The following is a 21,555-nucleotide window of genomic DNA, read 5'->3' on the forward strand; positions in this document are numbered from 1 at the left end:
GGTCCACCAGCCCGACATTGGAGCAGAACATGGCGACAGCCACCGTGGGAGACGAGCGCATCGCGCGGACGTCCACCCTCACCAAACTCATGAAACGTCCGGAGATCGGCGCGTTGGCCGCGGCCGTCGTCATCTTCGTGTTCTTCGCGGTCAGCACCGACACGTTCGCCAGGTCCCAGGGAGTGGCGACGTGGCTGTCCGGGGCATCGACGATCGGCATCATGGCGGTCGCCGTCGCGCTCCTGATGATCGGCGGTGAGTTCGACCTCTCCGCGGGTGCCATCACCGGCACGACCGGCCTCGTCGTGGGCATCCTGACGACCGAGTACGGGCTCAACGTCTGGGCCGCGATCTTCGTCTCCCTCGCGATCGCGCTGTTCATCGGACTGGTCAACGGCATCCTCGTGATGCGCACGGGGCTGCCGAGCTTCATCGTCACCCTGGGGACGTTCTTCGTGCTCCAGGGCGTCAACCTCGCCGGCACGAAGGCGCTCATCGGCCAGGTCGCGATCCAGGGCCTCAGCAACGTGCCCTTCTACGACCAGGCGCAGGCGGTCTTCGGCGGCTCGATCGACATCAACGGCTCGGCCGCCGGCGGCCAGCTGCGCATCTCGGTCTTCTGGTGGCTCGGCGTCACGGCCCTGGCCACGTGGGTCCTGCTGCGTACGCGCGTGGGCAACTGGATCTTCGCCGTGGGCGGAGCCCAGACGTCCGCCCGCCAGGTCGGTGTCCCGGTCTTCAAGACCAAGGTCGGCCTGTTCATGACCACCGCCGGTGCAGGCTGGCTGGTCGGCATGCTGCTCGTGTTCCGCACCTCCACGGTGCAGGCCGGCACGGGCGTCGGCCAGGAGTTCATCTACATCATCTGCGCCGTGGTCGGTGGCTGCCTGATGACCGGCGGCTACGGATCGGCGATCGGCGCCGCATTCGGTGCGCTGATCTACAGCATGGTCAACGCGGGCATCGTCTACAGCGGCTGGGAGAACGACTGGCTGTTCGCCTTCCTCGGCGTGATGCTGCTGGTGGCCGTGCTCCTCAACGAATGGGTTCGCAAACGAGCGGAGTTGGCACGATGAGCAAGAAGACAGCATCCTCACCCGTCACCACGGCGGCCGTGCCTCCGGCGCCCGGCACCCCGATCATCGAGGTCCGGAGCATCGGCAAGCGCTACGGCAACATCATCGCGCTGAGCGACGTCTCGACGTCGGTCCGCGCAGGCGAGGTCACCTGCGTCCTGGGTGACAACGGCGCCGGCAAGTCGACGTTCATCAAGATCCTGGCCGGTGCGCACGAGCACACCGACGGGGAGCTGTTGATCGACGGCGAGCCGACGACGCTGTCCAGCCCCCGCGCGGCGCTCGAGCTCGGCATCGCGACGGTCTACCAGGACCTCGCGGTCGTCCCGCTCATGCCGGTGTGGCGCAACTTCTTCCTCGGCAGCGAGCTCTCGAAGGGCGTGGGCCCGTTCCGCAAGCTCGACATCGACGAGATGAAGCGCATCACCAAGGTCGAGCTGGCCGCGATGGGCATCGACCTGCGCGACGTCGAGCAGCCCATCGGGACGCTGTCCGGCGGCGAGCGGCAGTGCGTGGCGATCGCCCGCGCCGTCTACTTCGGCGCGCGGGTGCTCATCCTGGACGAGCCCACCGCCGCTCTCGGCGTGAAGCAGTCCGGCGTCGTGCTGCGCTACATCGCCAAGGCGCGCGATCGTGGCCTCGGCGTCGTGTTCATCACCCACAACCCGCACCACGCATACCCGGTGGGCGACCGCTTCATGCTGCTGCGTCGCGGCAAGAGCATGGGCGACTTCCCCAAGAGCGAGATGACGCTCGACGAGCTGACGTCGGCCATGGCCGGCGGCGCGGAGCTGGAGTCGCTCGCCCACGAGCTGGAGAAGACCATGGGCCCCGAGTCCTCGCTGGCACAGGAGCTGAAGGCCGAGGCCACGTGACGAACGACCTTCGCGTCGGCATCGTCGGATTCGGGTGGATGGGCCAGGTGCACGCACGTGCCCTGTCCCGTCTGCTCCAGCACTATCCCGACGCACCGCTGCGCCCCCGCCTCGTGGCGGTCGCGGACAACGCGCCGGACGACCGCACCCAGCGGGCCGCCGCGGCGTACGGCTTCGAGCACCTGCTGAGCGACTGGCGTGAGCTGGTCGCGCACGAGGAGGTGGACCTGGTCTGCGTGACCGGGCCCAACTTCATCCACCGTGACGTCGCGGTCGCCGCGGCGCAGGCGGGCAAGCACCTGTGGGTCGAGAAGCCCGCAGGTCGCGACTCGGCCGAGACCGCGGAGATCGCGGCAGCCGTCGAGGCCGCGGGCGTACAGGCTGCGACCGGCTTCAACTACCGCAACGTCCCGGCCGTCGAGCGGGCCCGCTCGATCGTCGCGTCGGGTCGCATCGGCACGGTCGAGCACACCACGGTGCGATTCCTCGCCGACTACTCGGCCGATCCGGACGCGGCGCTGTCGTGGCGGTTCCAGAACGAGTTCTCCGGCAGCGGGGTGCTGGGCGACCTGGTCAGCCACGCCGCCGACCTGGTGCAGCACGTCGTCGCGCCGATCGAGGAGCTCGTGGTGGACCGGGCGACGTTCATCCCGCAGCGGCGGGCGGCGCTGCCGGGAGCCATGCACTACGAGAGGGGCGCCGGCGAGCTCGGGGACGTGGAGAACGAGGACTACGTCAGCGCGCTGCTGCGCCTCGCCGACGGCTCGCGGGGGATCCTGGAGTCCAGCCGCACCGCGGTGGGGGAGCAGAACACGTACGGCTTCGAGGTGCACGGCACCCGGGGCGCGGTCGCGTGGGACTTCCGGCGGATGAACGAGCTGCGGGTGTGCGAGGGGCAGGACTACCTCAACGCGTTCTACGCCACGCAGTACGCGGGTCCCGGCGACGGGGAGCTCAGCGCGTTCCAGCCCGGCACCAACAACCCGATCGGGTTCGACGACCTCAAGGTCGTCGAGGCGCGCCGCCTCGTCGAGTCGATCGCGACGGGCAAGCCCGTCGGCGCCACGATCCACGACGCGCTGGCCGCCGCCCGGGTCGTCGATGCGATGATCCTTTCCGCAGACGAACGAAAGTGGGTCACCCTGTGAGCCTTCGTGTGGGTGTCATCGGTGCGGGTGCGATGGGTGCCGACCACATCAGGACCATCTCCTCGAGCGTGCCGGCAGCGCGCGTCTCGGCGGTCTACGACTTCAACCGAGACACCGCCTACGCCGCGGCCTCGCCGGTCGGAGCCGATGTGGTGGGCTCGGCCGAGGAGCTGGTCGACTCCTCCAGCGTGGACGCGGTCATCATCGCGTCGCCGGACCGAACGCACGCCGACCTGGTCCGCTACTGCCTGGCGGCCGGCAAGCAGGTGCTGTGCGAGAAGCCGCTGGCCGTCACGGCCGACGAGGCGTACGGCGTGGTGGAGGCCGAGGCGGCGGGTGGTCGCCGGCTGCTGCAGGTGGGCTTCATGCGTCGCTACGATCCCGGGTTCGTCGCGCTCCGGCGCACGGTCACGGACGGGATCGTGGGCGACGTACGGCTCGTGCACGCGATCCACCGCAACGCCTCGAGCAGCACCAGCACCGACGACGCGGGTCTCATCACGGGCTCGATGATCCACGAGCTCGACACGGTCGCGTGGCTGCTCGACGACGAGATCGCCTCGATCCGGGTGGAGTCGCCGATCGTCGAGGGCTTCCGCGATCCGCAGCTCGCCACGATCTGGATGCGCGGCGGGGCGATGGTCACCGCCGAGGTTTTCGTCAACGCGGGCTACGGGTACGACGTGCGGTGCGAGGTCGTCGGCTCCCAGGGCACCGCGTCGTTGGCGCCCTCGTCGCCGGTCAGCACGCGCGTCGCCGGTGTCGACGGCGTGCCGGTGCGGGACGACTTCGTCGCGCACTTCGCGGACGCCTACCGGATCGAGCTGTCGACCTGGGCCGCGGAGGCGCTGACGGGCACGACGTCGGGCCCGAGCGCATGGGACGGCTACGTCGCCAACGCCGTCGCGGAGGCGGGCGTCGCCTCGCTCGCGTCCGGTGCGCGGGAGCCGGTGATCCTGAAGGACCGGCCGACGCTCTACGCCTGAGTCTCGCGGGCGGCGGCCGTGGTCTCGCGGGCGATGAGGTGCGGGGTCAGGACGACCTGGCGCGGCTGACCGCCCTGCGCCAGGTCGAGGGCACCGGCGACGGCGCTCTCGGCCATCTCCTCGGGGTTCTGCGAGACCGTCGTCATCTGGGCGTGCGGTGAGATGGCCAGGCGCGAGTCGTCGTAGCCCGTCACGGAGACGTCGCCGGGCACGTCCACGCGCGAGCGCACGAGGTGGTCGAGCACGCCTGCCGCGCAACGGTCGTTGAACGCGACGACCGCAGTGGGCGGGTCGGCGGACTCCAGCAGCTCGCGCATCCCACGGCTGCCGTCCTGCTCGGTGAGACCTCCGGTCACCACGCGGGACGAGTCCTGCGCACCGTGGCGTCGTACGGCAGCGAGGAAGCCCGCCCGGCGCTCCGCGGCGCCCGGAGCCGTGCCGCCGTCGACGTGCGCGATCCTCCGGTGCCCGAGGCCGATCAGGTGGTCCACCGCGAGGCCGACCCCGGTCACGTCGTCGCTGCGCACCGACGACACGCCCGCCGCCGCGCCGTCGCGGACGACGAGCAGCACCGGGACCGTCGCGGAGACCTGCCGGATGCTCTCGTCGTCGAGCATCGACCCGAGCAGCACCGCGACCTCGCACCGCTCGCGCAGCAGCGCCTGGATCGCGACGTCCTCGTCGCGGGTCGGGGCGACCGCGCTGATCGCGAGATCGTAGCCACGGGCGGCGGCGGCCGCGTACAAGTGCTCCACGAGGTCGCCGTGGAAGGGCTGCTGCAGGTCAAACGTGACGCCGATCAGGCGTGAGCTGGACTGGCGGAGCTTGCGGGCGCGCTCGTCGCGGACGTAGCCCATGCTGTCGGCGATCCGGCGGACGCGCTCGCGGGTCGCGTCACTCGCGCCGGGCGCTCCGCGCATCACGATCGAGACGAGGGCGGTCGAGACGCCGGCCTCGCGGGCCACGTGGGCGAGGGTCGGCCGCGAGCCCGTGGGACGCGGGGGTGGCTGGTCCGGCACGCCTCGTCCTCTCCGCTGGTGCGACTGCCCGGGGGCAGTTGACCCGGTGGTGGGGGCAGTCTATCGTTCGTCATCTAGAACGTTCTAGTTTCGAAGGAATCCTCATGCTCGTTCCCCCTGTCCGCATCGGCCTGATCGGGGCCGGCCGCATCGGCGCCTCGCACGCGTCGGTCATCGCCCGCCGAGTCCCTGAGGCGACTCTCGTCGCCGTGGCCGACCCCCGTCCCGGCGCCGCCGCCGCGGTCGCCGAGCCGCTCGGTGCCCGCGGGGAGACGTCTGTCGAGGACGTCCTGACGGCGGACGACGTCGACGCGGTCGTCATCGCGGCCTCGTCGGTCGCGCATGCGGGGCTCATCGTGGCCGCGGCCGAGGCGGGCAAGCACGTCTTCAGCGAGAAGCCTGCGGGCATGAGCCTGGACGAGATCGACGCCGCCCGTACGGCCACGGCCCGCGCCGGGGTCGCGTTCCAGGTCGGCTTCAACCGACGCTTCGCCCGGGAGTTCGTCGCCGCCCACGACGCGATCGCGTCGGGACGGCTCGGGACCGTGCGGCAGCTGCGTTCGCTGACCCGCGACCCCGGCCGCGGGCCGGCCGATCCCGACGCGGTCCCGGAGTGGACGATCTTCACCCAGACGCTGATCCACGACTTCGACACCCTCAACTGGCTCAACCCCGGGGCCCGCGCCGTGGACGTCGTCGCGACGGCCGGCTCGCTGACCGCCCCCGGCCACCCGACGCTGCTCGACCACGCGACCGTGGTCATCCGCTACGACAACGGCGCGATCGCGACCGCCGAGGCCAGCTTCGCCGCGACGTACGGCTATGACGTGCGAGGCGAGGTGCTCGGCTCGGAGGGCATGGTCACGATGGGCGAGGGCGCGCAGTCGTCCCTGCGTCTGCACGACGCGACCGGCCGGCTGGCCACGACTGCGCACAGCGACACCGACCTGCTGATCGACGCGTACACCGGCGAGCTCGCCGAGCTCGCGAACGCCGTCCGGGAGGGGCGTCAGCCGTCCGTGACCGGTGACGACGCGTTCGCGGCGTTCGCGATCGCGCAGGCGTGCATCGACTCCATGACCTCCGGCGGCCGTGCGGAGGTGGCCCGATGAGCCGTCTCGCGGTGTGCTCGGAGATGGTCTACACGGATCTGCCGCACCTCGAGCGGGTCGCGCGCATCCGCGACGCCGGCTTCGCGGTCGAGATCTGGGACTGGACGCAGAAGGACGCCGACGCGCTGGTCGCGACCGGCGCGGAGTTCACCTCGATGACCGGCTACGTGACGGGCGACCTGGTGACCCCTGCGGGCGCCGACGACCTGCTGCGCACCGCCGAGCAGTCGATCCCGTTCGCCCAGGCCATCGGATGCCCGTCGCTCAACCTGCACGGGACCGGCCTGGGGGAGGGCGGCATCCCCGTCCTGCCGGTCGAGGTCGTGACCGGGGACATGTGGCTCGCCGCCGTGCGTACGCTCTCGCGTGTCGCCGAGCTGGGGGAGAGGCACGGCGTGACCTTCGTGCTGGAGAACCTCAACACCGAGGTCGACCACCCGGGCGTCCCGTTCGCGAAGGCGGCCGACACGCTCGCACTGGTGAGCGCGGTCGACAGCCCGCACCTGAAGATGAACCTGGACCTGTATCACGCGCAGATCGGCGAGGGGAACCTCGCGGAGATGATCAGGCGGGCCGTCCCGCACGTCGGCGAGGTGCAGGTCGCCGACGTCCCGGGGCGCTGCGAGCCGGGCACCGGTGAGGTCCGCTGGTCGTACGTCGCGCAGGTGCTCGCCGACGCGGGCTACGACGGGGTCATCGCGATGGAGGCCTTCGCCTCCCAGCCCGGCACCGCAGGCTCGGACCTGGCCCTGACCCGCTTCCGCGACGCCTTCACCCTCTGACCCCCCACGCTGAGGCGTGCCTCCGGTTCGCTGACGCGTGCCTCCGGGACGTCCCGTCGGCGTACGAGAGGCTCCCCTCGGCGGACCGGAGGCGCGCCTCAGCGGTGGGGGTGGAAGGCGGCGGGGGCGTTGTAGGGCGTCACGACGTGGACCGGCGAGGGCACGGAGCGGATCGGGCCCGGCAGCGCGCCGTGGGCCTGCATGACCGCGCGGCATGCGCGCCGCATGTCGTCGCGGAGGTCGTGGTGCAGCACCGCCGACAGTTGATGCTGCCGCAGCAGCACGGCGTTGTCGTCGTCGAGGTCGTGCGCGACGAGCACGCGACACTCCCGGCCCGCGTGTGCGAATGCGTCGAGCGTCGCGACGTTGCCGCCGCCGATCGAGTAGACCGCGTCGATCGACGGGTCCGCCACGAGCGCCCGGGTGACGGCTCGGAGCATCGTGGCGTCGAGGCCGTCGGTGCCGGCCACCTCGCGGACGACTCGCCCGGGCGCGAGAGCGGCCATCGTCCGTCGGAAGCCGTCTCCCCGATCGCCTTCGCCGCGAAAGTCCGCACTGCTGAGCGTCATCAGCACCGAGCCCCGCGCGCCCCACTGCGTGACGAGATATGCGGCGGTGGCCCCTGCCGCGTGGTTGTCGATGCCGACGTACGCCACGCGCCGGCTTCCGGGCAGATCCGTCACGAGGGTCACCACCGGGATGCCGCGCTCGACGAGGTCGTCGACCGCCGCGACGACCTCGGGTGCGTCGGGCGCCTTGAGGATCACGCCGTGGGACCCCCGCCGGGCGATGCGCGCGAGCGTACGCACGACGTCCGCGACCGAGCTCGCTTCCTGCAGGTGGAACCGCGACCGCACGACGGCCGGCCGCAGGTGGGGCAGCTCGGCCTCGAGGGCGGCACGCACGGCGCTCGAGAAGCGCTCAGGCGTCTGCATCACGAGATCGACGATGAAGGTGCGTCCCGCGATCCGTACCTGGCCGGCCTGGCGGTCGAGCTCAGCGATCGCCTGCTGGACCTCTTTGACGGTGCTCGGCCTCACCCCGGGACGGTGGTTCACGACCCGGTCGACGGTCGCGAGGCTCAAACCGGACTGCTGGGCGATCTCGCGCAGGCGGTACGGGTGCGCCATCCGGCCTCCCGGGGTCTCGTCGTGAGGTGTTCTTGAGGTGTTTTCACCTCCCTGCAGCCTACGCCGAGCACTAGCGTCGGGGATCAGACATCGACCCGAGGAGCACCATGACCGCGATGACGAACGGCGCGCACGCGCCGCGCCTGAGCGAGGCCGACTGCGACATCGACGACTTCGCGTCCGTCGTGTCGGCGACCACCGACCTCGCCGCGTACCCCCGCGCGGACCGCCTCGAGCAGGGCGTCCTCGTGTACGACTCGGCGTCGCTGCGAGCCGCCGCGGCGACCCCCGACGGCGTGGTCGAGGTCGAGGGCGAGCTCGCCCGCGCCCTGAGCGACGGCCCGGGCATCGTGGTGCTCCAGGGTGCGTTCACCGACGGGGCCGTCGTCGACCGGGTGACCGCCGTGTTCGACGCGATCATCGAGGACGAGCGCGCCGCCGGCACCGCGCCGGGCGACCACTTCGCAAAGCCCGGCGCCAACAGCCGGGTCTGGAACGCGTTGGAGAAGCTCGCGGTCCGCGACCCCGAGGCGTTCGTCGACTACTACGCCAACGACGTCCTGGCGCTGATCTCCCGGGCGTGGCTGGGCCCGGGCTACCAGATGACCTCGCAGGTCAACGTCGTTCGTCCCGGCGGTGTGGCGCAGGAGCCGCACCGCGACTACCACCTCGGTTTCTTGTCCAACGAGGTCGTCGAGCGCTATCCCGCGCACGTGCACGTCCTGTCCCCGGTGCTGACGCTGCAGGGGGCGGTGGCCCACTCCGACATGCCGGTGGAGAGCGGTCCCACGATGTACCTGCCGCACTCGCACAAGTACGTCCCCGGTTACCTCGCGTGGCGGCTCGAGGAGTTCAAGGACTACTTCGCCGAGCACCACGTGCAGCTGCCGCTCGCGAAGGGCGACGCGGCGTTCTTCAACCCCGCGCTGTTCCACGGCGCCGGCACCAACGTGTCGGTCGACGTCCAGCGCATGGCCAACCTGCTGCAGGTGTCGTCGGGCTTCGGCCGGGCGATGGAGGCCGTCGACCGTGGGCGGATGTCCAAGGCCGTCTATCCCGTCCTCGCTGAGCGCCGCGCGGGCGGCACGGGCGCGGCCGACCTCGCCCACGCGATCGCCGCGACCGCCGAGGGCTATCCGTTCCCGACCAACCTCGACCGCGACCAGCCGATCGGGGGCCTGACCCCGCTCTCGCAGGCCGAGCTGCTGCACCAGGCGCTCGACGAGGGCTGGCCGCCCGCGCAGGTGGACGCCGCGCTCGACGCGTACGCCGACCGCCGCCGCACCGATGTCTGAGCCGCTGCTCGCAGGTCGGGTCCTGCTGGTCAGTGGCGGCACGCAAGGGGTGGGTGGCGGGATCGCCCGGGCCGCGCTGCGCGAGGGCGCCACCGTCGTGGTGACCGGTCGACGCCCCGACGTCGGCGAGGCGTTCGTCAGGGATCTCGGCGGCGACTCGTCGTACGTCCGGTGCGACGTCGCGGACGTCGAGCAGGCGAGGGATGCGGTGGCCGAGACCATCCGACGTCACGGGCGCGTCGACAGCCTGGTCAACGCCGCGGGGCTCACGAGCCGCGGCAGCCTGCTGGACACCTCTCCCGAGCTGTTCGACCAGCACGTCGCGGTCAACCTCAAGGCCCCGTTCTTCATGATGCAGGCGGCCGTGGGCGACATGATCCGCCGCGGCGAGCCGGGCACGATCGTCAACATCTCGACGATGTCCTCGCACGGCGGGCAGCCGCACCTCGCGCCGTACTCCGCGACCAAGGCCGGTCTCGTGGGGCTGACCCGCAATGCGGCCCACGCGCACCGCTGGGACCGGATCCGCATCAACGGCGTCAACATCGGCTGGACCGAGACCGAGGGGGAGGACGTCGTGCAACGCGAGTTCCACGACGCGGACGACACGTGGGTGGAGAAGGCGGGCTCCTCGCTGCCGATGGGGCAGCTCGGACAGGTCGACGACGTCGCTGCCCTGGTCGTCCTCCTGCTGTCGGAGCGCAGCGGTGTCGTCACCGGTTCGGTCATCGACTGGGACCAGCAGGTCATCGGCGGCCTGGACTGAGCACGGCGGCGGCGCGCCGTCACGCTGTCAGCGAACAGCCGTGTTTTCGCGTGTGTTCCTCACGGCTCCCGTCTAGGTTGGGACACGTGAACACATCGGACAGCTCCAGCCCACTGTCGCCGAGGATGGCCGGCGAGGCCGGCCCCTCGGATCTCGACGGCCACATCTACCAGCGACTCCTCAAGGAACGCATCGTGTTCCTCGGCTCGGAGGTTCGCGACTCCAACTCCAACGCGATCTGCGCGCAGATGCTGCTGCTCAACGCCGAGGACCCGCAGGCGGACATCTACCTGTACATCAACTCCCCGGGCGGCTCCGTCGACTCGGGCATGGCGATCTACGACACGATGCAGTTCATCTCGAACGACGTCGCGACGTTCGGCATGGGCCTGGCCGCGTCGATGGGACAGTTCCTCCTCGCCGCAGGCACCGCCGGCAAGCGCTACGCCCTGCCGCACGCGCGCATCATGATGCACCAGCCCTCGGGCGGCATCGGCGGATCCGCCTCCGACATCAAGATCCAGGCTGAGCAGAGCGTCCTGCTCAAGAAGCAGCTCAACCAGCTGCAGTCCCTGCACAGCGGCCAGTCGGTCGAGCAGATCGAGCTCGACTCCGACCGCGACCGGTGGTTCACGCCGGAGCAGGCCAAGGAGTACGGCCTCATCGACCACGTGGTCTCGAGCGCAGGAGACATCACATGAGCTACTACATCCCGCAGTGGGAAGAGCGCACGAGCTACGGCTTCCGTCGCATCGACCCCTACACCAAGCTGTTCGAGGACCGCATCATCATGCTGGGCACCCCGATCAGCGACGACGTCGCCAACGCGGTCATGGCGCAGCTCATGTCGCTGCAGGCCATGGACCCCGACCGCGACATCAGCATCTACATCAACAGCCCCGGTGGCTCGTTCACGGCGCTCACGGCGATCTACGACACGATCCGCTACATCAAGCCGGACGTGCAGACGCTGTGCCTGGGCCAGGCCGCTTCGGCCGCTGCGATCCTGCTCGCGGCCGGTACGCCGGGCAAGCGTCTCGCGCTGCCCAACAGCCGCATCCTGATCCACCAGCCCTACACCGAGGGTACCGGCGGCCAGATCTCGGACCTGGAGATCCAGGCCAACGAGATCTTCCGCATGCGTGAGCTGATGGAGCGCATGCTGGCCGACGCGACCGGCAAGCCGATCGAGGAGATCAGCAAGGACGTCGACCGCGACAAGATCCTCACTGCCCAGCAGGCGGTGGAGTACGGCCTCGTCGACGAGGTGCTCGACACGCTGAAGGTCCCCGCGATCTAGCAGCACCTCGGCAAGACGCACCATGACAACCGGTGCGGTGACCGAGACGACGGGGGCTTTCGCCGCTACGGTGGAGGCTGACGTCGTCTCGGTCGCATTCCGGCCCGACCGGGCGACGTAGGCAGCAACCGTACGAAGGGATTTCCCGCATGGCTCGCATTGGTGAAACAGCCGATCTGCTGAAGTGCTCTTTCTGTGGAAAGAGTCAGAAGCAGGTCAAGAAGCTCATCGCCGGGCCGGGTGTCTACATCTGCGACGAGTGCATCGATCTGTGCAACGAGATCATCGAGGAAGAGCTCGCCGAAGGCGCTGAGCTGAGCCTCGGCGAGCTGCCCAAGCCCCAGGAGATCTTCGACTTCCTCAACGGCTACGTGATCGGTCAGGACGGCGCCAAGAAGTCGCTGGCCGTCGCGGTCTACAACCACTACAAGCGCGTCCAGGCACAGGCCTCGGGTGCGCGCAGCAAGGACGACCAGGTCGAGCTGGCCAAGTCCAACATCCTGCTCGTCGGCCCCACGGGCTGTGGCAAGACGTACCTCGCGCAGACCTTGGCGCGCATGCTCAACGTGCCGTTCGCGATCGCCGACGCCACGGCGCTGACCGAGGCCGGCTATGTCGGCGAGGACGTCGAGAACATCCTGCTCAAGCTCATCCAGGCGGCCGACTACGACGTCAAGAAGGCCGAGACGGGCATCATCTACATCGATGAGGTCGACAAGATCTCCCGCAAGAGCGAGAACCCCTCGATCACCCGTGACGTGTCCGGCGAGGGCGTCCAGCAGGCGCTGCTGAAGATCCTCGAGGGCACGACCGCCTCGGTCCCGCCGCAGGGCGGCCGCAAGCACCCGCACCAGGAGTTCATCCAGATCGACACCACCAACGTGCTGTTCATCGTGGGTGGGGCGTTCGCCGGTCTCGACCAGATCATCGAGGGCCGCAGCGGCAAGATGAGCCTGGGCTTCAACACGTCCAAGCAGGACATCGGTGCCGCGGTCGAGCCGCACAAGCTCTACTCCAAGGTGCTGCCCGAGGATCTGCTCAAGTTCGGCCTGATCCCCGAGTTCATCGGTCGCCTCCCGGTCATCGCGGCGGTCGACAACCTCGACAAGGACGCGCTGGTCGCGATCCTCACCAAGCCCCGCAACGCGCTGACCAAGCAGTACGTCCGGCTGTTCGAGATCGACGGTGTCGAGCTGGAGTTCAGCCAGGAGGCGAGCGAGGCGATGGCCGAGCTGGCCCTTGAGCGAGGTACCGGCGCTCGTGGCCTGCGCTCGATCATCGAGGCCGTGCTCGAGCCGGTGATGTACGAGATCCCGAGCCGCGAGGACGTCGCCAAGGTCGTCGTGACCGCAGCAACCGTCTCCGGCGACGAGGGACCGCAGATCCTCACCCACGACGAGGTCGCCAAGAAGGCCTCCTAGCCTGTCGTCTCGCGATGCCGACCCCGGCTACCTGCCGGTAGGTTGAGCCCATGACTTCCGTCGACATCGCCCTGCTCGGTGCCACCGGCTTCACCGGGACCCTCACCGCCGAGTACCTCGGCACCCACCTCCCGCCCGGCGGGACGTGGGCGATCGCCGGACGCAACCAGGCCAAGCTCGAGCAGGTCGCCGAGCGGGTCGAGGCCCTCGGTGGCGTCCGTCCCGAGATCATCTCGGCCGACATCGGCAACGCCGACTCGATGTCCGCCCTGGCCAGGAGCACGCGTGTGCTCGCGACCACGGTCGGTCCGTACGTCCAGCACGGCGAGCCCGCGGTCAAGGCGGCGGCAGAGGCCGGCATCGCGTACGTCGACCTCACGGGCGAGCCGGAGTTCGTCGATCGCATGTGGCTGAAGTACGACGCCGTGGCACGGGAGACCGGGGCGCGCCTCGTCCACGCGTGCGGCTTCGACTCGATCCCGTACGACCTCGGCGTGCTCTACACGGTCGAGCAGCTGCCCGAGGGCGTGCCGATCGACGTCAAGGGCTACATCCGTGCCGGCGGCACCGCCTCGGGCGGCACCTACCACTCCGCCGTGGGTGCGTTCTCGCGCATCCGTCAGGCGGCCGCGACGGCTGCCGAGCGCAGGAAGAACGAGCCGCGTCCCGAAGGGCGCACGGTCCGCGGTGGCGGCGGCACAATAGGCCGCGGCGCCGGAGGCAAGGGCTGGGCCCTGCCGCTGCCGACCATCGACCCGCAGATCGTCCTGCGGTCCGCCCGGTCGCTGGACCGCTACGGACCGGCGTTCACCTATTCGCACTTCGCCCAGTTCAAGAAGCTGCCGATGCTTGCCGGCACCCTCGCGGGGGCCGCGGTGGTCGTGGCGGGGGCGCAGCTGCGGCCCACCCGCTCGCTGCTGCTCAAGCTGCGCGACCAGGGCGACGGCCCCGACGAGGCCAAGCGCGAGGCATCGTGGTTCTCCTTGCGGCTCATCGGCGAGGGCGGCGGCCGGACCGTCACGACCCAGGTCAGCGGCGGCGACCCCGGCTACACCGAGACGGCCAAGATGCTGAGCGAGTCGGCCCTCTGTCTCGCGTTCGACGACGTGCCCAAGGTCTCGGGGCAGACGACCACGGCCGTCGCGATGGGCGATCCGCTGATCGAGCGTCTGCAGGCCGCGGGCATCACGTTCCGGACGTTGTAGCGGCGCCGGGGCCACGTCCGTTCGTCCCTGTACGGGGCGGAACGGCGGGCGTAGCGTGGAGCGATGTACCTGAACGAGGTCCTCGGCGTCCTCTCGTCCGCTGACGGGCCACCCGGGCTGCTCCCGGCCCGGCAGCAGATGGCCATGTCGCTCGGGTGGCACATCATCCTCGCGTGCTTCGGCGTCGCGTTCCCGACGATGATCTTCGTGGTCCACCGCCGAGGGATCGTCAGGAACGACCCCGTGGCCCTCGGCCTGGCGCGGCGGTGGGCCAAGGTCTCCGCGGTGCTGTTCGCGATCGGTGCCGTGTCCGGCACGGTCCTCAGCTTCGAGATGGGTCTGCTCTGGCCCGGTCTGATGGGTCCGTTCGGCGACGTCCTGGGGCTGCCGTTCGCCTTCGAGGGACTGTCCTTCTTCGTCGAGGCCATCTTCCTCGGCATCTACCTGTACGGCTGGGACCGGATGCCTCCACGGCGTCACCTGATGATGCTGATCCCGATGGCCATCGCGGGCGTGGTGGGCACGTTCTGCGTCGTGGCGGTCAATGCCTGGATGAACAACCCGACGGGGTTCACGTTCGTCCCGGCCACGGGGACGACGCCCGCGCAGGTCACCGACGTCAACCCGTGGCGGGCGATGTTCAACGACGGGGTGTGGCTGCAGTTCGCGCACATGTGGGTCGGCGCCTTCATGCTGGTCGGTTTCGTCGTCGCGGGCGTCTACGCGGCCGGGATGCTGAAGGGCCGCCGCGACGCTCACCACCGCCTCGGGTTCACGGTTCCGTTCGTCTTCGCGTCGGTCGCCTCGGTGCTCCAGCCGGTCATCGGCCACCTCCTCGGCCTGCGCCTCGCGGAGACCCAGCCCTCGAAGCTCGCTGCGTTCGAGCTCGCGACCACGACCGAGAGCCCCGCACCGTTGCGCCTGGGTGGCCTGCTCATCGACGGCGAGGTGCGCTGGGCGTTCGACATCCCCCGACTCGGCTCGATCATCGCGCGCAACTCGTTCACCAAGGGGGTGCAGGGGCTCGACACGATCCCGCTCGAGGACCAGCCGCCGGTGAACATCACCCACGTCGCGTTCCAGGTCATGGTGGCGATCGGCTCGCTGCTGCTCGTCGCGGCCGTCGCGTTCTGGTTCGCCCGCTGGCGCGGTCATGACTTCACCGGCAACCGATGGTTCCTGCGCTTCGCCGTCGTCGCGGGTCCGCTCGCGGTCGTCGCGCTCGAGTGCGGCTGGGTCGCGACCGAGGTCGGGCGTCAGCCGTGGACCGTGTGGCAGGTGCTGCGCACCGAGGACGCGGCCAGCATGAGCAGCGGGCTGTGGTGGAGCTACGCCGTCGCGTTCGTGGTGTACGTCGGCATGACGGTCGGCGCGTTCATCGTGCTCCGGTCGATGGCACGTCGATGGCGTGCCGGGGACGAGGAGCTCCCGGCGCCCTACGGGCCTCCCGCGGCCCGGCCCGACGAGAGGTCCCGGCGATGAGCCTCGCAGTCGCGGTGGCCGTGGCGCTGTTCGTCGGGGTGCTTGCGTACGCCCTGTTCGGCGGGGCCGACTTCGGCTCGGGATTCTTCGATCTGACGGCCGGCAGCGCCGAGGAGGGGGCCGAGCTGCGGCTGCTCATCGACCACAGCATCGGACCCGTGTGGGAGGCCAACCACGTCTGGCTGATCTACGTGCTGGTGATGTGGTGGACAGGGTTCCCCGAGACATTCGCGGCCACCACCACGACCCTGATCCTGCCGCTGGCCCTGGCGCTCCTCGGGATCGTCCTGCGGGGAGCGAGCTTCGCGTTCCGCAAGTACTCCGGCTCCCTCGCCCAGGCGCGGATCTTCGGGGCCGTGTTCGCGGGCTCGTCGCTGATCACCCCCTTCTTCCTCGGCGCGGTGGCCGGTGCGGTGGCGTCGGGTCGGGTGCCCGCCGAGGGCAACGGCCCCGTGCTGGACTCATGGCTGCACCCCACGTCGCTGTTCGGAGGCGTGATCGCGGTCGGGGCCTGCATCTTCCTCGCCGGGACGTTCCTCACCGCGGACGCGCAGCGGTCGGGCCACGAAGCGCTCGCCGAGAGGCTGCGGGTCAAGACCCTGGGGGTGGGCATCGTGACCGGGGGGATCGTGTTCGCGGCTCTGGTGCCGATACGTCACGACGCGCCCACGCTGAGCGATCGTCTGCTCGGCGTCGCGACCCCGCTCATCGTGGTGTCCGGGATCGCGGGCGCGGCCACCCTGGTGCTGCTGTGGCGGCGGCGCCACGCCGTCGCGCGGGTCGCCGCGGCCGTCAGTGTCGCGGCCGTGATCCTCGGCTGGGGCGTCGCGCAGTATCCGTGGATGCTCGTCGACCAGGTCACGATCGAGGACGCCGCAGGTGCGCGCTCGACCCTGATCGGCCTGCTCATCGTGGTCGCCCTCGCGGGCGTCATCGTCCTGCCCTCCCTGGCCTACCTGTTCTGGCTCACCCAGACCGAGGAGTGGAGCAGAGACGACGAGCACGACTCGACGTCGCCCCGCCCGAGCGGTGGATCCGCCACCATATAGGCCCGAGATCCGCCGCATACGGTGGCAGACGCACCGCCGGGCCGCAGTTTCCCAGGTTCTCCTGGGAAACTGCGGCCCGGGCGGGCGGGGGTCAGTCGGTGGTGGCGGGGGTGGCGTCGACGGTGAAGGCCGAGGCCGAGTCGTCGACGGTCAGGACCGGGTCGGCGGTGACGCGACCGGCGGCCAGCACGTCGGCGAGGGCGACCCGGAGCAGGTCGAGATCCGCGGCGGACGCGCGCACGGTCAGGGCCGCGATCTCGGTCTTCTGACTGACCTTGGCGACCGACTTGGCACCGCGGACGTCCGCGAGCACCGCTGCGGCAGCGGTCAGGACCGCGGGGTCCTGCTCGGCCGTCGTCAGGTCGGTCGTGTTGTCTGGCCACACCGAGCGGTGGATCGACCCCTCCTGCCACCACGACCAGACCTCCTCGGTCACGTAGGGCAGGAACGGGGCGAGCAGGCGCAGCTGGACCGACAGGGCGAGGACGAAGGCGCTCTTGGCGGAAGCGCCGCCCTCGTCGGCACGACGGGCGCGCTCCTTGACCAGCTCGAGGTAGTCGTCGCAGAAGTCCCAGAAGAACTTCTCGGTGACCTCGAGCGCGGTCGCGTAGTCGTACGCCTCGAAGGCCGCAGTCACCTCGTCCACGACCCCGCGCAGGCGGGTCAGCATCGCCAGGTCGATCGGCTCGGTGACGCGGGCCGGATCGAGGTACGAGGCGTCGGCCCCGAGGCCGTACTGCTCCTCGGGGGCGAGCACGAACTTGCTGGCGTTGAGCACCTTCATCGCCAGGCGGCGACCCACCTTCATCTGGGCCTCGTCGAACGGCGAGTCCGCACCCGGGCGGGCACCGGCCGCACGCCAGCGGACGGCGTCGGCGCCGTACTTGTCGAGGATCTCGTCGGGGACGACGACATTGCCCTTGGACTTGCTCATCTTCTTGCGGTCGGGATCCACGACGAAGCCCGACAGCGCGGTGTGGGTCCACGGCACGCAGCCGTGCTCGAGGTGCGAGCGCACGACCGTGGAGAACAGCCACGTGCGGATGATGTCGTGACCCTGGGGGCGCAGGTCCATCGGGAACGTCTTGGCGAACAGCTCGGGGTCGCGCTCCCAGCCGCACACGATCTGCGGGGTGAGCGAGGACGTCGCCCAGGTGTCGAGCACGTCGGGATCGGCCATGAACCCGCCGGGCTCACCGCGCTGGGAGTCCTCGAAGCCCGGAGGCGCCTGCGACGCGGGATCCACCGGCAGGCTCGCCTCGTCGGCGAGGATCGGATCGTCGTAGACCGGCTCGCCGGCCTCGTCGAGGCGGTACCAGACCGGGAACGGGATGCCGAAGAAGCGCTGGCGCGACACGAGCCAGTCGCCGTTGAGGCCCTCGATCCAGTTGGTCAGCCGGGACTGCATGTAGGCGGGGACCCAGTCGATCTCGTCGCCGCGCGCGACGAGCTGGGCGCGCAGATCGCTCGAGCGCCCGCCGTTGGCGATGTACCACTGGCGGGTCGAGACGATCTCGAGAGGCTTGTCGCCGCGCTCGTAGAAGTTGGCCATGCGCTGCGTGGGCTTCGGGTCGCCGTCGAGATCGCCGGACTCCTTCAGCGCCGCGACGCTCAGCTCGCGGGCGGTGAACGTGGTCTTGCCGGCCAGCTCGGCGTACAGCTCACGGCCCGCGGCGTCGGTGATCCACTCGGGGACGTCGGGCAGGATGCGTCCGTCCCGGCCGATGATCGTCCGGTTGGGCAGCTGCAGCTCACGCCACCAGATCACGTCGGTCAGGTCGCCGAACGTGCAGCACATGACGATGCCCGAGCCCTTGTCGGGCTCGGCGGACGCGTGGGCGACCACGGGGACCTCGACGCCGAACAGGGGAGAGGTGACGGTCGAGCCGAAGAGCGGCTGGTAGCGCTCGTCGTCGGGGTGGGCGATGAGCGCGACGCACGCGCCGATCAGCTCGGGGCGGGTCGTCTCGATGAAGATGGGTCCGTCGGCCCCGTGGAACGCGACCCGGTGGTACGCGCCGGGGTACTCGCGCGCCTCGAGCTCAGCCTGAGCGACGGCGGTCTGATAGGTCACGTCCCACAGCGTGGGCGCATCCTGCTGGTACGCCTCGCCGCGCGCGACGTTGCGCAGGAAGGCGCGCTGCGAGACGGTCTGCGACTCGTCGCCGATCGTCGTGTACTTCTGGTCCCAGTCGACGCTGAGGCCGAGGGTCCGCCACAGCTGCTCGAAGACCTTCTCGTCCTCCTCGACCAGCTGATTGCACAGCTCGATGAAGTTGCGGCGGCTGATCGGGATCTGCCGCTTGGCGTCGGGCTTCTCCGGCGGCGTGAAGTCGGGCTCGTAGGGCAGGGTCGGGTCGCAGCGGACACCGAAGTAGTTCTGGACCCGGCGCTCGGTCGGCAGTCCGTTGTCGTCCCACCCCATGGGGTAGAACACCTCCTTGCCACGCATGCGCTGATAGCGCGCGACCAGGTCGGTGTGCGTGTAGGAGAAGACGTGACCGACGTGCAGGGAGCCGGACACCGTCGGGGGAGGGGTGTCGATCGAGAAGATCTGCTCCCGGGACTTGGTGCGGTCGAAGGCGTACGTGCCCTCGTCGGCCCACCGTGCCGACCACGTCGCCTCGAGTCCCTCGAGGACGGGCTTCTCCGGGACGCCGGTCGCAGAGCCAGATTTGCCGAGTTCGCTAGTCACAACAGTCAAGTCTAGGTGCGAGCAGCTTCACGCGGCGTGCTGGTCCTGTCCACCTCCTCGTGGGCCTGACCGTCGGTGCGGCCCAGCGCGCTCGGCCACCAGATGTGCCGCCCGAAGTCGAGGTTGAGCGCAGTGACCAGCACCGACCGGACGATGATGGTGTCGAGCAGCACCCCGACCGCCACCGCGAAGCCGAGCTCGGCCAGGAACACGACCGGCAGGGTGGCCAGGGCGGTGAACGTGCCGGCCAGGACGAAGCCGGCCGAGGTGATCACCCCGCCTGTCGCCGCGAGCCCGATGAGGGCCCCCCTGCGGGTGCCGTGCTTGAGGGCCTCCTCGCGCACCCGGGTCATCAAGAAGATGTTGTAGTCGATGCCGAGCGCCACGAGGAACACGAAGGCGAACAGCGGGAAGGACGAGTCGGTCCCCTCGAACCCGAACACGTGCCGGAACGTCAGGGCGCTGATGCCCATCGCGGCCGCGAAGGACACCACGACCGTCACGAGCAGGATCAGCGGTGCCGCGATCGAGCGCAGCAGCGCGGCCAGGATCAGCAGGACCACGACCAGGACGATGGGGATGATCAGCCGGTTGTCGGCGCTGGAGGCGGCCTGGATGTCCTTGTTGACCGCGGTGTTGCCTCCCACCAGCGCGTCGGCGCCCGCGACGTCGTGCACCGCATCCCGCGCCCGGTCGACCGTGGCGAAGGCGTCGGCGGAGTCGGGTGCCGAGGTCAGTGTGCCTTCGAGATAGGCGACGGGGCTGCCGGCCGGGCTCTTGACCTGGACCGAGCTCGCGTCGATGCCCTCGACCCCGGAGAGTGCGTCCTTGACCGCGTCAGCGCTCGAGCCTTCGGCGATGACGGCGACGGGGGAGCCGGCGCCGCCCGGGAAGTGCTTCGCGAGCTCCCTCTCCGCCAGCACCGAAGGCTGCTCCTTGGTGAACTGCTGCTCGTTGGTGAGCCCGTTGGCGTCGAGCTGGACGACGCCGAACGACAGGGCGACCAGGATCAGGGTCGTGGTGACCCAGACGGCGCGGGGCGCCTTGGCGATCTGTCGGCCGACCCGCGCCCAGATGCCGGTCTCGCTCTTGACCGGGTCGCCGAAGCGGGGCACGAACGGCCAGAAGATCCACCGCCCGAGGATGACCAGCAGCGCCGGCAGCAGGAGCATCATGACCAGCAGGGCGCACGCGATGCCGACGGCGCCGACCGGGCCGAGGCTGCTGGTCGAGTTCATCTGGGCGAACAGCAGGCACAGCAGGCCGATGATGACCGTGGCACCGCTGGCCAGGATCGCCGGGGCCGCGCGGTGCAGGGCGTGCGCCATCGCCTCGTGCCGGTCCTCGTAGTGGTGCAGCTCCTCGCGATATCGGGCCACGAGCAGCAATGCGTAGTCGACCCCCGCGCCGAGCACCAGCACGCTGAGGATGCCCGCACTCTGCGCGTTGACCGTGAGGTCGGCGTGCTTGGCCAGCAGATAGACCAGGCCCTGCGCGCTGAAGACCGCGCCCACGCCACACAGCAGGAACAGGATCGCCAGCTGCAGGCTGCGATACGTGACGAGCAGGATGATGAACACGATGGCGACGGCGGCGAGCAGCAGGATGCCGTCGATGCCGGCGAAGGACTCGGCCTGGTCCGCCCCGAGCGCCGCAGGACCGGCGATGCGTACGTCGAGGCCGCCGGCATCCCGGTCGGCGATCGCCCTGATGTCGTCGACCCGGTCGGGCAGGTCCTCCCACCCGTCGCTGCTCATGCGGACCGTCGCGAGGACCTGCAGGGCCTTGCCGTCGTCGGCCGGGATCGGACCGGTCACCTCGGTGACCGAGTCGACCCCCTTGATCTGGGCCGCGTCGGCCTTCGCCTTGGCCACGTCGGCCGGGGTGATGCCGGAGTCGCGCACGTAGAGCACGACGCCCGGGATGTCGTTGGGGTCGGAGAAGGCCTTCGACCTCTCGATCACCTTGGTGGACTCGGCGTCGCCGGGCAGCCAGGACGCCGCGTCGTTGTCCTGGACGCTCGTGAGCTTGGCGCCGAGGGAGGCCAGGACGAAGATCGTCAGCAGGCCGAGCGCCATCACCACCCACTTGGCCCAACGATGCGTCACCCATCCCGCGATGCTCCGGTTCATGTGCCCTCCTTGGGACCGCCCCGAACGATGGTCGAATGTGATCTTCCCCACTATGCAGCGGTGTGGTGACATTTTGAACATC

General features: G+C 70.1%; 18 protein-coding genes. 14 read left to right on the forward strand and 4 right to left on the reverse strand.

The genetic code is table 11. The features are described 5' to 3' along the window. The first annotated feature begins 29 nt into the window (after nt 1-29). The 4 genes from GEV27_RS17165 to GEV27_RS18295 are packed head-to-tail and all read left to right on the forward strand — an operon-like array spanning nt 30 to nt 4,085. On the forward strand, nt 30-1,076 hold the full coding sequence (locus tag GEV27_RS17165) for an ABC transporter permease (protein WP_153652077.1): 1,047 nt from the start codon (nt 30-32) through the stop codon (nt 1,074-1,076). Next, nucleotides 1,073-1,951: an ATP-binding cassette domain-containing protein gene (locus GEV27_RS17170; RefSeq protein WP_153652078.1), complete on the forward strand. Its 879-nt coding sequence runs from the start codon at nt 1,073-1,075 to the stop codon at nt 1,949-1,951. The genes GEV27_RS17165 and GEV27_RS17170 overlap by 4 nt, the downstream gene beginning before the upstream one ends. Then, nucleotides 1,948-3,099, forward strand: coding sequence for a Gfo/Idh/MocA family oxidoreductase (locus GEV27_RS17175; RefSeq protein WP_309222343.1), 1,152 nt, complete (start codon nt 1,948-1,950; stop codon nt 3,097-3,099). The genes GEV27_RS17170 and GEV27_RS17175 overlap by 4 nt, the downstream gene beginning before the upstream one ends. Continuing rightward, nucleotides 3,096-4,085 (forward strand): Gfo/Idh/MocA family oxidoreductase, encoded by a 990-nt coding sequence (locus GEV27_RS18295; RefSeq protein ID WP_153935172.1) that lies wholly within the window; start codon nt 3,096-3,098, stop codon nt 4,083-4,085. The genes GEV27_RS17175 and GEV27_RS18295 overlap by 4 nt, the downstream gene beginning before the upstream one ends. Here the strand turns inward: GEV27_RS18295 and GEV27_RS17185 are convergent. After that, nucleotides 4,076-5,104, reverse strand: a complete 1,029-nt coding sequence (locus GEV27_RS17185) for a LacI family DNA-binding transcriptional regulator (protein ID WP_309222344.1) — start codon at nt 5,102-5,104, stop codon at nt 4,076-4,078. The two genes, GEV27_RS18295 and GEV27_RS17185, sit on opposite strands and share 10 nt — an antisense overlap. Before the next feature lie 104 nt (nt 5,105-5,208). Between GEV27_RS17185 and GEV27_RS17190 the strand changes: the two genes are divergently transcribed. Both GEV27_RS17190 and GEV27_RS17195 read left to right on the forward strand, forming a co-directional pair. Beyond that, nucleotides 5,209-6,216, forward strand: coding sequence for a Gfo/Idh/MocA family oxidoreductase (locus GEV27_RS17190; protein WP_153911659.1), 1,008 nt, complete (start codon nt 5,209-5,211; stop codon nt 6,214-6,216). Further along, entirely contained in the window at nt 6,213-6,998 is a 786-nt protein-coding gene (locus tag GEV27_RS17195; RefSeq protein WP_153935173.1) for a TIM barrel protein, read from the forward strand. Before GEV27_RS17190 ends, GEV27_RS17195 begins: the two co-directional genes overlap by 4 nt. Before the next feature lie 98 nt (nt 6,999-7,096). On the opposite strand, the gene GEV27_RS17200 is transcribed toward GEV27_RS17195, so the two are convergent. Then, entirely contained in the window at nt 7,097-8,128 is a 1,032-nt protein-coding gene (locus GEV27_RS17200) for a LacI family DNA-binding transcriptional regulator (protein ID WP_153935174.1), read from the reverse strand. A 107-nt stretch (nt 8,129-8,235) separates the two neighbouring features. Between GEV27_RS17200 and GEV27_RS17205 the strand changes: the two genes are divergently transcribed. The 8 genes from GEV27_RS17205 (at nt 8,236) to GEV27_RS17240 (ending at nt 16,646) form a co-directional block, all read left to right on the forward strand. Beyond that, a complete protein-coding gene (locus tag GEV27_RS17205; protein WP_153652084.1) occupies nt 8,236-9,423 on the forward strand; it encodes a phytanoyl-CoA dioxygenase family protein in 1,188 nt (395 codons plus the stop codon). Further along, entirely contained in the window at nt 9,416-10,189 is a 774-nt protein-coding gene (locus GEV27_RS17210; protein WP_153911657.1) for an SDR family oxidoreductase, read from the forward strand. Before GEV27_RS17205 ends, GEV27_RS17210 begins: the two co-directional genes overlap by 8 nt. Nucleotides 10,190-10,314: 125 nt before the next feature. Next, complete coding sequence (locus GEV27_RS17215) at nt 10,315-10,890, forward strand: ATP-dependent Clp protease proteolytic subunit (RefSeq protein WP_153654977.1); 576 nt, start codon at nt 10,315-10,317, stop codon at nt 10,888-10,890. Beyond that, nucleotides 10,887-11,489 carry an ATP-dependent Clp protease proteolytic subunit gene (locus GEV27_RS17220; RefSeq protein WP_153652086.1) on the forward strand — a complete coding sequence of 201 codons (603 nt, stop codon included), beginning with the start codon at nt 10,887-10,889 and terminating at the stop codon, nt 11,487-11,489. Before GEV27_RS17215 ends, GEV27_RS17220 begins: the two co-directional genes overlap by 4 nt. 149 nt (nt 11,490-11,638) lie before the next feature. Next, nucleotides 11,639-12,910: an ATP-dependent Clp protease ATP-binding subunit ClpX gene (gene clpX, locus GEV27_RS17225; RefSeq protein ID WP_153652087.1), complete on the forward strand. Its 1,272-nt coding sequence runs from the start codon at nt 11,639-11,641 to the stop codon at nt 12,908-12,910. A 50-nt stretch (nt 12,911-12,960) separates the two neighbouring features. Then, nucleotides 12,961-14,115 (forward strand): trans-acting enoyl reductase family protein, encoded by a 1,155-nt coding sequence (locus GEV27_RS17230; protein WP_153911656.1) that lies wholly within the window; start codon nt 12,961-12,963, stop codon nt 14,113-14,115. A 63-nt stretch (nt 14,116-14,178) separates the two neighbouring features. Continuing rightward, nucleotides 14,179-15,597 (forward strand): cytochrome ubiquinol oxidase subunit I, encoded by a 1,419-nt coding sequence (locus GEV27_RS17235; protein WP_228765368.1) that lies wholly within the window; start codon nt 14,179-14,181, stop codon nt 15,595-15,597. Then, nucleotides 15,594-16,646: a cytochrome d ubiquinol oxidase subunit II gene (locus GEV27_RS17240; RefSeq protein WP_153935175.1), complete on the forward strand. Its 1,053-nt coding sequence runs from the start codon at nt 15,594-15,596 to the stop codon at nt 16,644-16,646. The genes GEV27_RS17235 and GEV27_RS17240 overlap by 4 nt, the downstream gene beginning before the upstream one ends. Before the next feature lie 91 nt (nt 16,647-16,737). Here GEV27_RS17240 and valS read toward each other — a convergent pair whose 3' ends face one another. After that, nucleotides 16,738-19,341, reverse strand: coding sequence for a valine--tRNA ligase (valS, locus tag GEV27_RS17245; protein WP_309222345.1), 2,604 nt, complete (start codon nt 19,339-19,341; stop codon nt 16,738-16,740). Nucleotides 19,342-19,352: 11 nt separating this feature from the next. Next, complete coding sequence (locus GEV27_RS17250) at nt 19,353-21,473, reverse strand: MMPL family transporter (RefSeq protein ID WP_153652091.1); 2,121 nt, start codon at nt 21,471-21,473, stop codon at nt 19,353-19,355. Between the last annotated feature and the right edge of the window lie 82 nt (nt 21,474-21,555).

The organism is Aeromicrobium sp. S22 (genome assembly GCF_009661045.1).
Lineage (GTDB): Bacteria > Actinomycetota > Actinomycetes > Propionibacteriales > Nocardioidaceae > Aeromicrobium > Aeromicrobium yanjiei.

Coding starts and splice junctions, on each gene's coding strand:
- GEV27_RS17170 (WP_153652078.1), top strand. CDS start 1,073: ATGAGCAAGAAGACAGCATCCTCACCCGTCACCACGGCGGCCGTGCCT.
- GEV27_RS17195 (WP_153935173.1), top strand. CDS start 6,213: ATGAGCCGTCTCGCGGTGTGCTCGGAGATGGTCTACACGGATCTGCCG.
- GEV27_RS17235 (WP_228765368.1), top strand. CDS start 14,179: ATGTACCTGAACGAGGTCCTCGGCGTCCTCTCGTCCGCTGACGGGCCA.
- GEV27_RS17210 (WP_153911657.1), top strand. CDS start 9,416: ATGTCTGAGCCGCTGCTCGCAGGTCGGGTCCTGCTGGTCAGTGGCGGC.
- GEV27_RS17220 (WP_153652086.1), top strand. CDS start 10,887: ATGAGCTACTACATCCCGCAGTGGGAAGAGCGCACGAGCTACGGCTTC.
- GEV27_RS17240 (WP_153935175.1), top strand. CDS start 15,594: ATGAGCCTCGCAGTCGCGGTGGCCGTGGCGCTGTTCGTCGGGGTGCTT.
- GEV27_RS17165 (WP_153652077.1), top strand. CDS start 30: ATGGCGACAGCCACCGTGGGAGACGAGCGCATCGCGCGGACGTCCACC.
- GEV27_RS17250 (WP_153652091.1), bottom strand. CDS start 21,473: ATGAACCGGAGCATCGCGGGATGGGTGACGCATCGTTGGGCCAAGTGG.
- GEV27_RS17205 (WP_153652084.1), top strand. CDS start 8,236: ATGACCGCGATGACGAACGGCGCGCACGCGCCGCGCCTGAGCGAGGCC.
- clpX (WP_153652087.1), top strand. CDS start 11,639: ATGGCTCGCATTGGTGAAACAGCCGATCTGCTGAAGTGCTCTTTCTGT.
- GEV27_RS17230 (WP_153911656.1), top strand. CDS start 12,961: ATGACTTCCGTCGACATCGCCCTGCTCGGTGCCACCGGCTTCACCGGG.
- GEV27_RS17200 (WP_153935174.1), bottom strand. CDS start 8,128: ATGGCGCACCCGTACCGCCTGCGCGAGATCGCCCAGCAGTCCGGTTTG.
- GEV27_RS17190 (WP_153911659.1), top strand. CDS start 5,209: ATGCTCGTTCCCCCTGTCCGCATCGGCCTGATCGGGGCCGGCCGCATC.
- GEV27_RS17215 (WP_153654977.1), top strand. CDS start 10,315: ATGGCCGGCGAGGCCGGCCCCTCGGATCTCGACGGCCACATCTACCAG.